Origin of the sequence: Pseudomonas sp. CAM1A, from assembly GCF_047501685.1 — a bacterium.
Lineage (GTDB): Bacteria > Pseudomonadota > Gammaproteobacteria > Pseudomonadales > Pseudomonadaceae > Aquipseudomonas.
The window spans coordinates 132,026-144,281 of record NZ_JBFNXP010000006.1 but is presented as its reverse complement, the minus strand read 5'-3'; the positions used below and the strand labels follow the sequence as shown (position 1 = coordinate 144,281).

15 protein-coding genes are annotated in these 12,256 nt (G+C 66.0%); 10 read left to right on the top strand and 5 right to left on the bottom strand.

All coding sequences use genetic code 11. From position 1 onward, the window contains the following. The first annotated feature begins 105 nt into the window (after positions 1-105). The 5 genes from ABZO33_RS16215 to ABZO33_RS16195 all read left to right on the top strand — a co-directional run bounded on the left by ABZO33_RS16215 (position 106) and on the right by ABZO33_RS16195 (position 4,111). Complete coding sequence (locus ABZO33_RS16215; RefSeq protein WP_046854989.1) at positions 106-414, top strand: PepSY domain-containing protein; 309 nt, start codon at positions 106-108, stop codon at positions 412-414. Beyond that, positions 414-728: a PepSY domain-containing protein gene (locus tag ABZO33_RS16210; protein WP_414536867.1), complete on the top strand. Its 315-nt coding sequence runs from the start codon at positions 414-416 to the stop codon at positions 726-728. Before ABZO33_RS16215 ends, ABZO33_RS16210 begins: the two co-directional genes overlap by 1 nt. Next, the gene (locus ABZO33_RS16205) at positions 729-1,397 is read left to right on the top strand and encodes a response regulator transcription factor (RefSeq protein ID WP_414536866.1); all 669 of its coding nucleotides are present in this window, start codon (positions 729-731) and stop codon (positions 1,395-1,397) included. After that, positions 1,394-2,713: a sensor histidine kinase gene (locus ABZO33_RS16200; protein ID WP_414536865.1), complete on the top strand. Its 1,320-nt coding sequence runs from the start codon at positions 1,394-1,396 to the stop codon at positions 2,711-2,713. The genes ABZO33_RS16205 and ABZO33_RS16200 overlap by 4 nt, the downstream gene beginning before the upstream one ends. Positions 2,714-2,953: 240 nt before the next feature. Continuing rightward, on the top strand, positions 2,954-4,111 hold the full coding sequence (locus ABZO33_RS16195; protein ID WP_414536864.1) for an HPP family protein: 1,158 nt from the start codon (positions 2,954-2,956) through the stop codon (positions 4,109-4,111). On the opposite strand, the gene ABZO33_RS16190 is transcribed toward ABZO33_RS16195, so the two are convergent. Then, the gene (locus tag ABZO33_RS16190) at positions 4,085-4,951 is read right to left on the bottom strand and encodes a LysR family transcriptional regulator (protein WP_046854993.1); all 867 of its coding nucleotides are present in this window, start codon (positions 4,949-4,951) and stop codon (positions 4,085-4,087) included. The two genes, ABZO33_RS16195 and ABZO33_RS16190, sit on opposite strands and share 27 nt — an antisense overlap. A gap of 79 nt (positions 4,952-5,030) precedes the next feature. Then, the gene (locus ABZO33_RS16185; RefSeq protein ID WP_414536863.1) at positions 5,031-5,894 is read right to left on the bottom strand and encodes a universal stress protein; all 864 of its coding nucleotides are present in this window, start codon (positions 5,892-5,894) and stop codon (positions 5,031-5,033) included. Positions 5,895-6,050: 156 nt separating this feature from the next. On the opposite strand from ABZO33_RS16185, the gene ABZO33_RS16180 reads away from it, so the two are divergent. Next, positions 6,051-6,668, top strand: a complete 618-nt coding sequence (locus ABZO33_RS16180) for a tRNA-(ms[2]io[6]A)-hydroxylase (protein ID WP_414536862.1) — start codon at positions 6,051-6,053, stop codon at positions 6,666-6,668. Position 6,669: 1 nt separating this feature from the next. Here ABZO33_RS16180 and ABZO33_RS16175 read toward each other — a convergent pair whose 3' ends face one another. Next, complete coding sequence (locus ABZO33_RS16175; protein WP_094011308.1) at positions 6,670-6,990, bottom strand: DUF883 family protein; 321 nt, start codon at positions 6,988-6,990, stop codon at positions 6,670-6,672. A 131-nt stretch (positions 6,991-7,121) separates the two neighbouring features. On the opposite strand from ABZO33_RS16175, the gene ABZO33_RS16170 reads away from it, so the two are divergent. Then, a complete protein-coding gene (locus ABZO33_RS16170; protein WP_414536861.1) occupies positions 7,122-7,385 on the top strand; it encodes a hypothetical protein in 264 nt (87 codons plus the stop codon). Between the two features lie 67 nt (positions 7,386-7,452). Beyond that, positions 7,453-8,394 (top strand): carbon-nitrogen hydrolase family protein, encoded by a 942-nt coding sequence (locus ABZO33_RS16165; RefSeq protein WP_414536860.1) that lies wholly within the window; start codon positions 7,453-7,455, stop codon positions 8,392-8,394. A 25-nt stretch (positions 8,395-8,419) separates the two neighbouring features. Here ABZO33_RS16165 and ABZO33_RS16160 read toward each other — a convergent pair whose 3' ends face one another. Both ABZO33_RS16160 and ABZO33_RS16155 read right to left on the bottom strand, forming a co-directional pair. Then, on the bottom strand, positions 8,420-8,890 hold the full coding sequence (locus ABZO33_RS16160) for an LEA type 2 family protein (protein WP_414536859.1): 471 nt from the start codon (positions 8,888-8,890) through the stop codon (positions 8,420-8,422). A gap of 228 nt (positions 8,891-9,118) precedes the next feature. Then, on the bottom strand, positions 9,119-10,015 hold the full coding sequence (locus ABZO33_RS16155) for a LysR family transcriptional regulator (protein WP_414536858.1): 897 nt from the start codon (positions 10,013-10,015) through the stop codon (positions 9,119-9,121). 102 nt (positions 10,016-10,117) lie between these two features. Between ABZO33_RS16155 and ABZO33_RS16150 the strand changes: the two genes are divergently transcribed. Then, entirely contained in the window at positions 10,118-11,197 is a 1,080-nt protein-coding gene (locus ABZO33_RS16150; protein ID WP_414536857.1) for an extracellular solute-binding protein, read from the top strand. Positions 11,198-11,220: 23 nt separating this feature from the next. Further along, on the top strand, positions 11,221-12,186 hold the full coding sequence (speB, locus tag ABZO33_RS16145; RefSeq protein WP_414536856.1) for an agmatinase: 966 nt from the start codon (positions 11,221-11,223) through the stop codon (positions 12,184-12,186). The last annotated feature ends 70 nt before the right edge of the window (positions 12,187-12,256 follow it).

The window sequence follows — 12,256 nt, the reverse complement described above, 5'->3', positions numbered from 1 at the left end:
AAGGCCGCAAGCTGCGCTATCATGCGCTGTTTTCAGGTTGAGTTAAGGACCGGTGGTTAATCTTAACCCCGTAGACAAATTACACATCTCGCTGGAGAGAACCTCATGAAAACTTTGACTGCCCTGTTCACCGCCGCCGCCCTCGCTTTCGGTGCCAATGCCGCCTTCGCCAAGGATGTGCAGCCCGACGAAGTGGTCAAGCTGGTGAATGCCAAGACCATCAAGTCGCTGGACGAACTGAAGGCTGCCGCCGTGGCCAAGCACCCCGGCGCCACTGTGACCGACTCGGAGCTCGAGGACGAGTATGGCCGTTACATCTACAAGGTCGACCTGCGTGATGCCCAGAACGTCGAATGGGACGTGGCCCTGGACGCCAAGACCGGTGAAGTCCTGAAGGACGAGCGAGACAACTGATGCCTGCATTACCGCGAACGGCACGCTACCTGGCCTTGGCCCTGTTGACCGTCTGTTCGCTGGCCGCCGCGCGCGACCTGGACCAGGATGAAGCCCTGGAGCTTCGGCAAAAGGGCATCATCCTGCCGCTGGAGCAATTGCTTGAGTCCGCCCTGGGGCGTTACCCCGGGGCGCGACTGCTGGAGGCGGAACTGGAAGAGAAGCACGAGCGCTACGAGTACGAGGTCGAACTGCTGACCCCGGCCGGCGTGGTACGCGAGATCAAGCTCGACGCCCGTACCGGCGAGTTGCTCAAAGACGAGGAAGACGACTGAATGCGCCTGCTGCTTGTCGAGGACAATGTCCCCCTGGCCGATGAACTGACCGCCACCCTGCAGCGCCAGGGTTATGCCGTCGACTGGCTGGCCGATGGCCGCGATGCGGTGTACCAGGGCCAGAGCGAACCCTACGACCTGATCATCCTCGACCTGGGCCTGCCCGGGCTGCCGGGGCTCGAAGTGCTGGGGCAATGGCGCGCGAGCGGCCTGGCCACCCCGGTGCTGATCCTCACCGCCCGTGGCTCCTGGGCTGAGCGAATCGAAGGCCTCAAGGCCGGGGCCGACGATTACCTGAGCAAGCCTTTCCACCCCGAGGAGCTGCAACTGCGCATCCAGGCCCTGTTGCGCCGGGCCAAGGGACTGGCCAACCAGCCGAAACTGGAAGCGGCCGGCCTGCACCTGGACGAATCGCGCCAGTGCGTGAGCCGTGAGGGTGTCGAGGTCCAGCTCACCGCCGCCGAGTTCCGCCTATTGCGCTATTTCATGCTGCACCCGGGGCAGGTGCTGTCCAAGAGCCATCTCGCCGAGCACCTGTATGACGGCGAAACCGAACGCGATTCCAACGTGCTGGAAGTCCACGTCAACCACCTGCGGCGCAAGCTCGGCCGCAGCGTGATCGAGACCCGTCGCGGCCAGGGCTACGTGTACGCCGGGAGCGCCGCGTGAAGTCGATCCAGGCGCGCCTGAGCCTGGGCCTGGTGGCGGTGCTGGTGGTGGTGGGGTTGGCCCTGGCGCAGTTGACCCTGTGGCTGTTCGAGGCCGGCCTGCAGCGCTACCTTGAAGCCGGCCTGCGCAAGGAGAGCGAGAACCTGCTGGTGGCGCTGGTGCGCGGCCCGTCTGGTCTGCAACTGGACGAGCGACGGTTGTCGGCGGCCTACCAGCAGCCGTTCTCGGGCTACTACTTCCGCATCGATTTCGACCAGGGCACCTGGCGCTCGCGCTCGTTGTGGGACCTGGACATGCCCAAGCCGGGTAAGCCGGGGCTGGACGATGGCCACGAACTGGGCCCCGAGGGCCAGCAGTTGCTGGCCTATCGCGGCGACTACCGACGCCTGGGGCAGGACATCTCCATCAGCGTGGCCCAGGACTATTCGCCGGTGCGCGAGGGCTTTCGGCACATGCAGCAGATCGGCCTGGGCCTGGGCCTGGTGGCGTTGGTATTGGTACTGGTGCTGCAACGCCTCACCGTGACCCGCTCGTTGCGCCCGCTGGAGCGGGCGCGCCAGCAGATCGCCCAGTTGCAGCAGGGCCAGCGCTCGCAACTGGACGCCGAGGTCCCAAGCGAGCTGCAGCCGCTGGTGGACCAGATCAACCACCTGCTGGCCCACACCGAGGACAGCCTGCGCCGTTCGCGCAATGCCCTGGGCAACCTCGGTCATGCCTTGAAGACGCCGCTGGCGGTACTTGTCAGCCTGGCTGCCAGCGAACGCCTGCAGGCGCTGCCCGAGGTGCGCGCGCAGATGCGCGAACAACTGGAGCAGATCCAGCAACGCCTGGCCCGCGAACTCAACCGCGCGCGCCTGGCCGGCGATGCCTTGCCCGGCGCGCAGTTCGACTGCGATGCCGAACTGCCCGGGCTGTTGGCGACGCTGGGGATGATCCATGGCGAAGGCCTGCTGCTCGAGCGCGACGTGCCTCCAGGCCTGTTGCTGCCCTGGGACCGCGAGGATTTGCTGGAGCTGCTCGGCAATCTGCTGGACAACGCCTGCAAATGGGCCGACAGCGAGGTGCGCCTGGGCATCGCGCCAACCACCGAGGGTTACCAGTTGTGGGTCGATGACGATGGCCCGGGCATCCCTGAGGGGCAACGCCTGCAAGTGCTCGAGCGCGGCTCGCGGCTGGACGAGCAGGTCGATGGCCATGGCCTGGGGCTGGGCATCGTGCGCGACATCGTCGAGGCCTGGGGTGGGCGCATCGCGCTGCTGGAAAGCCCGCTGGGCGGATTGCGGGTGAGTATCGAGCTGCCCCGCAAGGTCCGCTGAATCAAGCCGCTCCTGCTGGGGGAGCAGATCAAACCTGCAAAAAAATTGCAGTACAGCCGCAGTTTTTTGAATTGGCCCAGCGCCACCCGCGCCCGGCACAATGCCGGCCACGAAACCTTGCGGTTTCCATCTCTCCAAGGACGGAGCCCCCTTGCGCCACTGCATTGCGCAACACAGGGCCCAGGCCGGTCGCGCTGGGCTTTCTTTTTACAATCAGAAGAACACGATCCAATCACCTCGATGTCTGCCTCGCGTCCCGAATCCCGCTTGCAGCGCCTGCTCCCGGCGCCGCTGAACATCCCTCCCCGAGAATGGTTGCGCGCAGGCCTTGGCGGGCTGCTCGGCCTGTTTCTCGCCGGCTACCTGTGCAGCCTGGCCTATGGGCCATCGATCGCCCTGCATCTGCTGGGCCCGCTCGCAGCCTCGGCGGTGCTGGTGTTCGCCGTGCACTCCGGCCCGTTGGCCCAACCCTGGCCCGTGCTGGGCAGCTATGCGCTGGCGGCTGCGGTGGGGCTGGCCATGCGCCACGCCTTCGGCGATGGGCTGTGGGTCGCGGCGGCGGCGTTGGGCATCGCCATCCTGGCAATGTGCCTGCTGCGCTGCCTGCACCCGCCCGGTGGCGGCGTGGCGGCCAGCGCGGTGCTGGCCGATCCGGGGCTGGTGGCCATGGGTGATCACCTGCTCGAGCCGGTATTGCTCAATGCGCTGATCCTGGTCGGCGTGGCCGTGCTCTACAACCGTCTGACCGGCGTGCGCTACCCCAAGGGCGCGACCCCGCGCCGCGACCTGCACCACACCCACGACCCGCTGCCGGGCGAGCGGGTCGGCATCAGTGCCGGGGACCTGGACCAGGCCCTGGAGGAGATCGGCGAGTTCGTCGATGTCACCCGTGACGAGCTGGAGCGGATCATCCTGGCCACCGAGCAGCACGCCCTGCACCGCAGCCTGGGCGGCATCACCGCCAGTTCGGTGATGTCCCGCGACGTGCAGTGGGCAACACCGCGCACCACCCTCGAACAGGCCTGGAAGCTGTTGTCCGGCCATCACCTCAAGACCCTGCCGGTACTGGAAGAGGGGCGCCTGGTGGGGATCGTCAGCCTCAGCGACCTGGTCGGCCCGGCCATGGCCCGTGGGCGTTTCAGCTGGCGCGGCCTGTTCCGGCGCAAGGTGGTGCGCCTGGAGCAGGTGATGAGCCGCCGGGTGGTGAGTGTCGGCAGCCAGCATCCGCTGGAGCGCCTGTTGCCGTTGCTCAGTGAACAGGGGCTGCACTGCCTGCCGGTGCTCGACGACGAAAAACTGGTGGGGGTGATCACCCAGACCGACCTGATCGCTGGCCTCAAGCGGCACCTGCTCACGGCCGCGGCGCAGGGCTCAGATCACCGGGTCCCAGCGCTGTGACCAGTCGCTTTCGCCAGCGGCCACCAGCCGGCGCAACACGCTGAAGGCCTGCTGCAACGCCTCGCTGTCGCGTTCGCGGGCATGCACCAGGAAGGTCGGGTAGGTGAACTCCGGCGCCTGGGGCACGCGCTCGAACACCCCGCTTTGCAGGTAGGCCTGGACCACCCGGGTGCGGAAATAGCCGCTGCCGCCGTGCTCGAGAATGAACTGCAGGGCCAGGGGCCCGAGGTTGAAGCTCAGGGCCGGGCGTGACAGGTCGGGCAGGGCGGCATCATGCTGGCGGCGGAACGCTTCACCCCAGTCGATGTAGATGTACGGATCGGGCGCATCGACCCGGCGCACACGGATCAACTTCTCTTCCATCAGCTGTTCGACCTGCAGGCCGGGGCCATAGGTCGGCTGGTAGACCAGCGCGGCGTCGAGCAAGCCCATCTCAACCTTGCGCAGCAGCGCTTCGCCATCGCTGACCTCGCTGCGGATGGCATGGCTGGGCAGTTCCTGATGCAGGGCGCTGACCCAATCGAGCAGCATCGGGTTGCCCAGGCTCACCTCGGCGCCCACATGCAGTACCTGCTGGCAGCCCTGGGGTAGCGGCAGGTCACGGCGCGCGGCTTCCCAGGTCTGCACCAGTTGGTTGGCATAGCTGACGAACGCCTCGCCATCGGCGGTCAGGCTGGCACCGTTGCGGCTGCGCACGAACAGCTGGCAGCCGAGCTGCTGTTCCAGACGCTGGACCCGGGCGCTGATCGCCGTCTGCGACACGAACAGGCGTTCGGCGGCGGCGACCAGGCTGCCGCAGCGGACGATTTCCAGGAAGGTGCGGGCCTGATCGATGTCCATGGTGCTGCTTCTGTGACGGGGAGGCAGCCTATTCTAGAGACATTGCACCGGTTTGGGGCGGGGCTGATGTCTGGGTTGTTCAGCCACGCGCCAGCTCAGCCAGGTGTGCCGTGGCCTCTTCGCTCTTGAGCACCAGCACATCGCCTTCCAGCGCATCCAGGACCACTTCCGCCGTGTTGCCGATCAGCGCCCCGGAGATGCCGGTGCGGGCCACGGTACCGACGATGGTCACCACGGCGTCGAGTTTTTTCTCGGTATAGGGAATCAGTACGTCGGCCGGACCTTCGGCGATATGCAGCCTGTCATCGGTAATATCGAACTCCGCCTGGAACGCCGAGCACGCTTCGCGATAACGCTTTTCGATGGTTTCCGTGAGCTGGTAGACCGGGTCGGAAGCCGACAGCATCGGCGATGGATGGGCGCTGATCACGTGCAGTTGGCCTTTGGCCAGGCTGGCGATGTCATAGCCGTGGTCGATGATGCTGGCGTGCAACAGGCGGTGGGCCTCGTCCTGGTTGCCCACATCCACCGCAGCAAGGATCACGCCGCCGGTCCAGGGGCGTTCGCTCTTGACCATCAGCACCGCGCAGGGGCACTCGCGCAGCAGCTTCCAGTCGCTGGGGGTCAGCAGTGCCTTGCGCAAGGGATTGTCCGGGCGGTGCTCCTTGATCACCAGTTCACAGCCTTCCGCTTGCTGCACATGGATGATCGACTGGTGCAGGCTGTCCTTCCACTTCTGCTCATGGGTGACATTGTCATAGCCGTCGTCATGCAACTGGCTGCTTAGCAGGCTCAACAGCGCGCTGTGGTCCTGCTTCTTGTCGCACATCAGCAGGTGCAGGCGCGCACCGGTCACCCCGGCAATCAGTTTGGCCCGAGTCAGGGCACGGCTGTGGGCGTGCTCGGGGTCGAGGACGACGAGGATGCTGCGTACGGCTTGCATGGGCGTGAGCTCCCTTCAGGATGGCGGCCAATGCCTGACTATAGACGGCGCCGCTCACGCCGCCGCTTGATATGTATCAAGCATAGTCACTGGTACTCGACACGCTCGCCGGTATAATCGCCGGTCCTGCCGATGTCCTGTGTGATTGTGAGTACCATGTCCCTGATTCCTGAAATCGACGCCTTCCTCGGTTGCCGTACCCCTGACGCCTGGATCGAGGCGGCACTGGCCGACCAGGAAACCCTGCTGATCGATCACAAGAATTGCGAGTTCAAGGCCGCCAGCACGGCGCTGAGCCTGATCGCCAAGTACAACAGCCACCTCGACCTGATCAACATGATGTCGCGTCTGGCCCGCGAGGAGCTGGTGCACCATGAGCAGGTGCTGCGCCTGATGAAACGTCGCGGCGTGCCGCTACGGCCGGTGTCGGCGGGGCGCTATGCCTCGGGCCTGCGGCGGCTGGTGCGGGCGCATGAGCCGGTGAAACTGGTGGACACCCTGGTGGTCGGGGCTTTCATCGAAGCGCGCAGCTGCGAGCGCTTTGCCGCCCTGGTGCCGCACCTGGACGAAGAGCTCGGCACCTTCTACCACGGCCTGCTCAAGAGCGAGGCGCGGCACTATCAAGGCTATTTGAAACTGGCCCACCAGTATGGCGACGAAGCGGACATTGCCCAGGTGGTGGAGCAGGTGCGCGAAGCGGAGGTCGGGCTGATCACCTCGCCCGACCAGGAACTGCGCTTCCACAGCGGTATTCCCCAGGCGCAAGCCGCCTGAGTTATTGCCGGCGACCGAGCAGCAGCCCGACCACCAGGCCGAAGCCTGCAGAAACCGCCACGGTCTGCCAAGGGTGGCCACCGATGTACTCCTGGGTCGCCTCGACCACCGGCTGCGCCTTCTGGCCCAGGCGGCTGGTGGCATCGCGCGCCTGGCGCAACTTGAGCCCCAACTGCGCGCGCATGCCTTCGGCTTCCTCGCCGACCAGCGACGCGCTGTCGCTGAGCAACTTCTCGGATTCCTCGATCAATGCCTGCAGTTCGCTGAACACCTGATCCTTGATCTGGTCGTTGTTGCCTTGCGCAGCGGTTTTCCTGGCCATGTACACATCCTCGTGAAGGGTTGGGCGTTGAACAATGGATGCCACGCTGCCGGGAAAGTTGCAGCGGCGTACCGGTGGCGCGTCGACGCAGTGTAAGATAGCGCCCATTTTCCAGCGGCAGGTAATACCCGATGAGTTTCAATCTGGCCAACATGAGCTTCCAGGAACGGGCGCAGATCGAGGCAGAAAAGGCCCGCTTGTTCGACTACTGGCAGAACAACCTGGGCAAGGCCAAGGGCGAGGCGGCGCGTCTGATCGCCGAGAAGCCGCGGCGCAAGGGCAAGTGGGCCGAGTGGGTGCGTGCTGAACTCGACGGCATGTCGCCGCCGGAATTCAACCAGCTGGTACGCAGCCAAGTGAACAAGATGATGGCCGCTGCCAGCGCCAACCGCTGAGCCAGACGAACACCCCGAACGCCTGCGCTGGAGAATCCAACAGACCTTCCTGACTGGAGTTCCCTCGATGCCCAAGTCCATCGTCGCCGCCCTGCAGATCGGTTCGCTGCCTGGCGGCAAGGCCGCCACCCTGGCGCAGATCCTCGACTACGAGCAGGCCATCCGCGACGCCGGTGCCAACCTGGTGGTGATGCCCGAGGCCTTGCTCGGTGGCTATCCGAAAGGCGAAGGGTTCGGCACCCAGCTCGGCTATCGCCTGCCAGAGGGGCGTGAAGCCTTCGCCCGCTATTTCGCCAACGCCATTGATGTACCGGGGCCCGAGACCGACGCCTTGGCCGGCTTGTCGGTACGTACCGGGGCGAGCCTGGTGATTGGCGTGATCGAGCGCAGCGGCAATACCCTGTATTGCACGGTGCTGTTCTTCGAGCCGCATGCCGGCATGGTGGCCAAGCACCGCAAACTGATGCCCACCGGCACCGAGCGGCTGATCTGGGGCAAGGGCGACGGCTCCACGCTGCCGGTAATCGAAAGCCGTGCCGGGCGCATCGGCGCGGCGGTGTGCTGGGAGAACTATATGCCGCTGCTGCGCACCGCGATGTACGCCAAAGGAGTGCAGTTGTGGTGCGCGCCGACAGTGGACGAGCGCGAGCTGTGGCAGGTGAGCATGCGCCATATCGCCGCCGAGGGGCGCTGCTTTGTCATCAGCGCCTGCCAGGTGCAGGATTCGCCCGCCGCACTGGGCCTGGAGGTGGCCAACTGGCCGGCCGAGCGACCATTGATCAACGGCGGCAGCGTGATCGTCGGCCCGCTCGGCGAGGTGCTGGCCGGGCCGCTGGTGGGCGAGCGTGGCCTGCTCTGCGCCGAGGTCGATACCGATGAACTGGTGCGTGCGCGCTACGACTTCGACGTGGTCGGCCACTATGCGCGGCCGGATGTGTTCGAGCTCAGCGTGGACGAGACTCCGCGGCCCGGAGTACGTTTCGTCGGTTTATCCAGCGCAGGCGAGTGATCTGCCAGTCTGCCGGTAAAGCTGATTACCGGGCGGGGCCTGCGGCCGTTGGCAGGTCAAGCGTGCCTTTGTCGGTAAAGCGCACGGTACCGAGCGGCCCTCCCGCCAGCTTGCCGCGCAATACATAGGGCAGGCCCTGCAGCGAGTCCACCCGGCTCAGGCCATAGGCCTGGCGCAGGAAGGCGAAGGCAGTGACGCTCACCGGCACCACCAGCACCGCCTCGTCGTAGCGGCCGATATGCCCGCGCTGGTCGCTCACCCCGGCCGCCAGGGGTTGGTCGTTGACCTCCAGGTTGAGGGCGACGCCGTTGAAGTCCACCGGGGTTTCATTGGGATTCTGTACGCGAATCTTCACCGCCATGCGCAGTTCCAGATCCTGGCCAGGCAACGGATCGATACCGATCACGCTGATGTTCAGCGGGTCGCGGCCCTGGAACAGGGCGCAGGCGTTCAGGCCAAGGGTCAGCAGCAGGATCAGGCAGACGCGGGCATACATGGGGATCTGGCCTTGTGGCACGGGCGAGTCGGCAGTGTCGCAAATGCGTGGCGGCGATGAAAGCCGGTCCTGCCGACGTTCCGGGCCTAGGCTCTGTCCGAAATGTATCTGCACTCGCCCATACTGCGTTGAAACGGGGCTCGGAATGCTCATGTACTCCAGTACACTCCGCTTCCTCCCCCCGTTTCGCCTTGTCTGGCCTTCGCGCAGACACATTTCGTACAGACCCTAACGCGAGCCGAATGTCATGCGCAGGTCTTCCATGAAGGCTTGCTGCGCCTCACCGGGTGTTTGCCCGCGATGCCTGGCCAGGGTGAACGGCACCACGAAATCCAGCGCGGTATCCAGCGCCCGCAACAGGCCCTGGGCTTCCCAGGGCGCGGCGCAGTGACACGGCAGAAAGCCGATATGTCGCCCTGACAGGATAAATGTCAGCGCGCTGTCGATCTGCTCTGCCACCGCCATGCTGTGGCGGCTCTGGAAGGGCTCGCCCTGTTTGAGAAAACGATAGGGGTGGCTCACCTGGTCGGCCTCGAGCAACTGCTCGCGGGTTACCTGGGCCTGGCTGAACAACACGTGCCCCTGGCCGCAGTAAAGCCTCTGGCGCTCCTCGAACAGCGGCAGGTAGTCGAACGCCGCCTGGTTGCCGGAGAAGTAGCTGATGGCGCAGTCCAGGCGCTGCTCCAGCAGCAAGCGTTCGAGTTCGGCCGGTGGCGCGCTGGTCAGTTCCAGGCGCACGCTCTCGTCACGCTGGCGAAACCGCGCGATGGCCTGGGCCAGGCGCAGGCTGACGTCCCGGTCCTGGTTCTCGGCCAGGCCGATGCGCACGCTGCCCAGCAAGCGCCCGGCAACACCGTTGGCCTGCTGGCGGAACTGCTCGATCTGCAGCAGCAGGCCGCGGGTGGCCTGCAACAGCAACTCGCCTTTCTCGGTCAGCCGGAAGCCGCCCTTGCCCCGGCTGCACAGGCGATAACCCAGGCGGGTCTCCAGTTTCGCCATCTGCTGGCTGATGCTGGGCTGGCTGAGCCCGAGCACTCCCTGGGCGGCGCTGAAGCCGCCGGCCTCGACTACAGTGACGAACAGCCGCAGCAGGTGCAGGTCCGGGTCGTGCAATTGTCCGAGCATCACATTGCTCCTGGTGAATGTCAGCTTAGCAAAGTTGCCATTTTTGCAATGTAACCCGGCAGGCATGCTGGCGGCATCCACCCCTATGCCGAGGTGTCCGCCATGCGTTCGACGTTGTGCCTGCTTTCATTGCTGATCGCCCTGCCGCTGCAGGCCGAAGAGAAGGTCGTCAACCTGTACAGCTGGGCCGACTATGTCGCCCCGCAGACCCTGGAACGTTTCGAGAAGGAGACCGGCTACAAGGTCCGCTACGACACCTTCGACACCACCGAGGTGCTGGAGACCAAGCTGCTCACCGGTGGCAGCGGCTACGACGTGGTGGTGCCGTCGGCCACGGTGCTGGCCCGGGCCCTCAAGGCCGGTGCCCTGCAGCCGCTCGAGGCGCAGGCGATGCCTGGCTACGCCAACCTCGACCCGGACCTGTTGGCCAAGCTGGCCGAGGCCGACCCCGGCAATCGCCACGCCGTGCCATACACCTGGGGCACGCTGGGCCTGGGGGTGAATGTCGAGGCCGTGCGCCAGCGCCTGGGCGACGTGCCGCTGGACAGCCTCGACCTGCTGTTCAAGCCTGAGTACGCCAGCCGCTTGAAAGACTGCGGCATCGCCATGCCGGACTCGCCCCAGGAAGTGATCGGCCTGACCCTCAACTACCTGGGCAAGGACCCGTACAGCCAGAGCAAGGCCGACCTGGACGCCGCCCAGGCGCTGTTGCAGCAGTTGCAGCCGTCGATCAGCTATGTGGCCAACGGCCGCCAGATCAACGACCTGGCCAACGGCAGCGTGTGCCTGGCGCTGACCTACAACGGTGACGCGGCCATGGCCGCCGACCAGGCCCGTCGTGCCGGCAAGCCGTTCGAGCTGATCTACCGCATCCCCCGCGAGGGCACGCTGGTGTGGCAGGACAACCTGGTGATCCCCAAGGACGCACCGCATCCCGAGGCGGCCCGCGCTTTCATCGCTTTCATGCTGCGCCCCGACTCGGTGGCGGCATTGACCAACACGCTGTTCTTCGCCAACGCCAACCAGGCCGCTACCCCGCTGGTGGACGCGGCGATCCGCAACGACCCGGACATCTATCCGTCGGCCGAGGTGCGCCAGCGCCTGTTCGCCGACCGCAGCATGGCGCTGGCCGACCTGCGCCAGCGCAACCGCCTGTGGACCACCTTCCGCAGCCGCCAGTGAACAACAACGACAGGAGACAGACCGTGGAACTCGCCCAGGACAACGACCAGGCCATGACCCGTGACAGCCTCTACGGCACCGCCGCCGAGAGCACCTACGCCGGTATCACCAGTTTTTCCCGGCGCCGCTACAGTCGCGACCTGCGCGGTGTCGACGTGGTGGTCAGCGGCGTGCCGTTCGACACCGCCACCAGCAATCGCCCCGGCGCGCGCTTCGGTCCGCGGGCGATCCGCGCCGCTTCGGTGCAACAGGCCTGGGCCCGGCACTGGCCCTGGGCGTTTGATCCGTTCGACCACCTGGCGGTGATCGACTACGGTGATTGCGCGTTCGACAGTGGCACACCGGCCTCGGTGCCGCAAAGCATCGAGGCCCACGCCGAGCACATTCTCGAGGCCGGCTGCGCCATGCTCACCCTCGGTGGCGACCACTTCATCAGCTATCCGCTGCTCAAGGCCCATGCCCGTCGCCATGGGCCGCTGGCACTCGTTCACTTCGACGCGCATAGCGACACCTGGCCGGACGAGGAGGGCAAGCGCATCGACCATGGCACGATGTTCTGGCATGCGGCGCGGGAGGGGCTGGTGGACCCGGCGCGCTCGGTGCAGATCGGCCTGCGCACCACCAACGACGACAGCCAGGGCTTCGCCATTCTCGACGCCCGCCAGGTGCATCGCCAGGGCACCGAGGCGATTGTCGCGGCGATCCGCCAGCGGGTAGGCGACCGGCCGGTGTACCTGACCTTCGATATCGACTGCCTGGACCCGGCCTTCGCACCCGGCACCGGCACGCCGGTATGCGGCGGCCTGAGCACGGTGCAGGCGCTGGAGATACTCGGCGGGTTGCGCGGGATCAACCTGGTGGGCATGGACCTGGTCGAGGTGGCGCCGGCCTATGACCATGCCGATATCACCGCGCTGGCCGGCGCGACCCTGGCGATGGAGATGCTGTGCCTGTATGCGGCGCGGCACAAGGTGGATAGCGCCGGGTAACGCCAGGGGCGCATACTGAAACATCAGGACCCAAATTCATCCTTTTGCGTCGAACCCTGCGCGCCGTAGG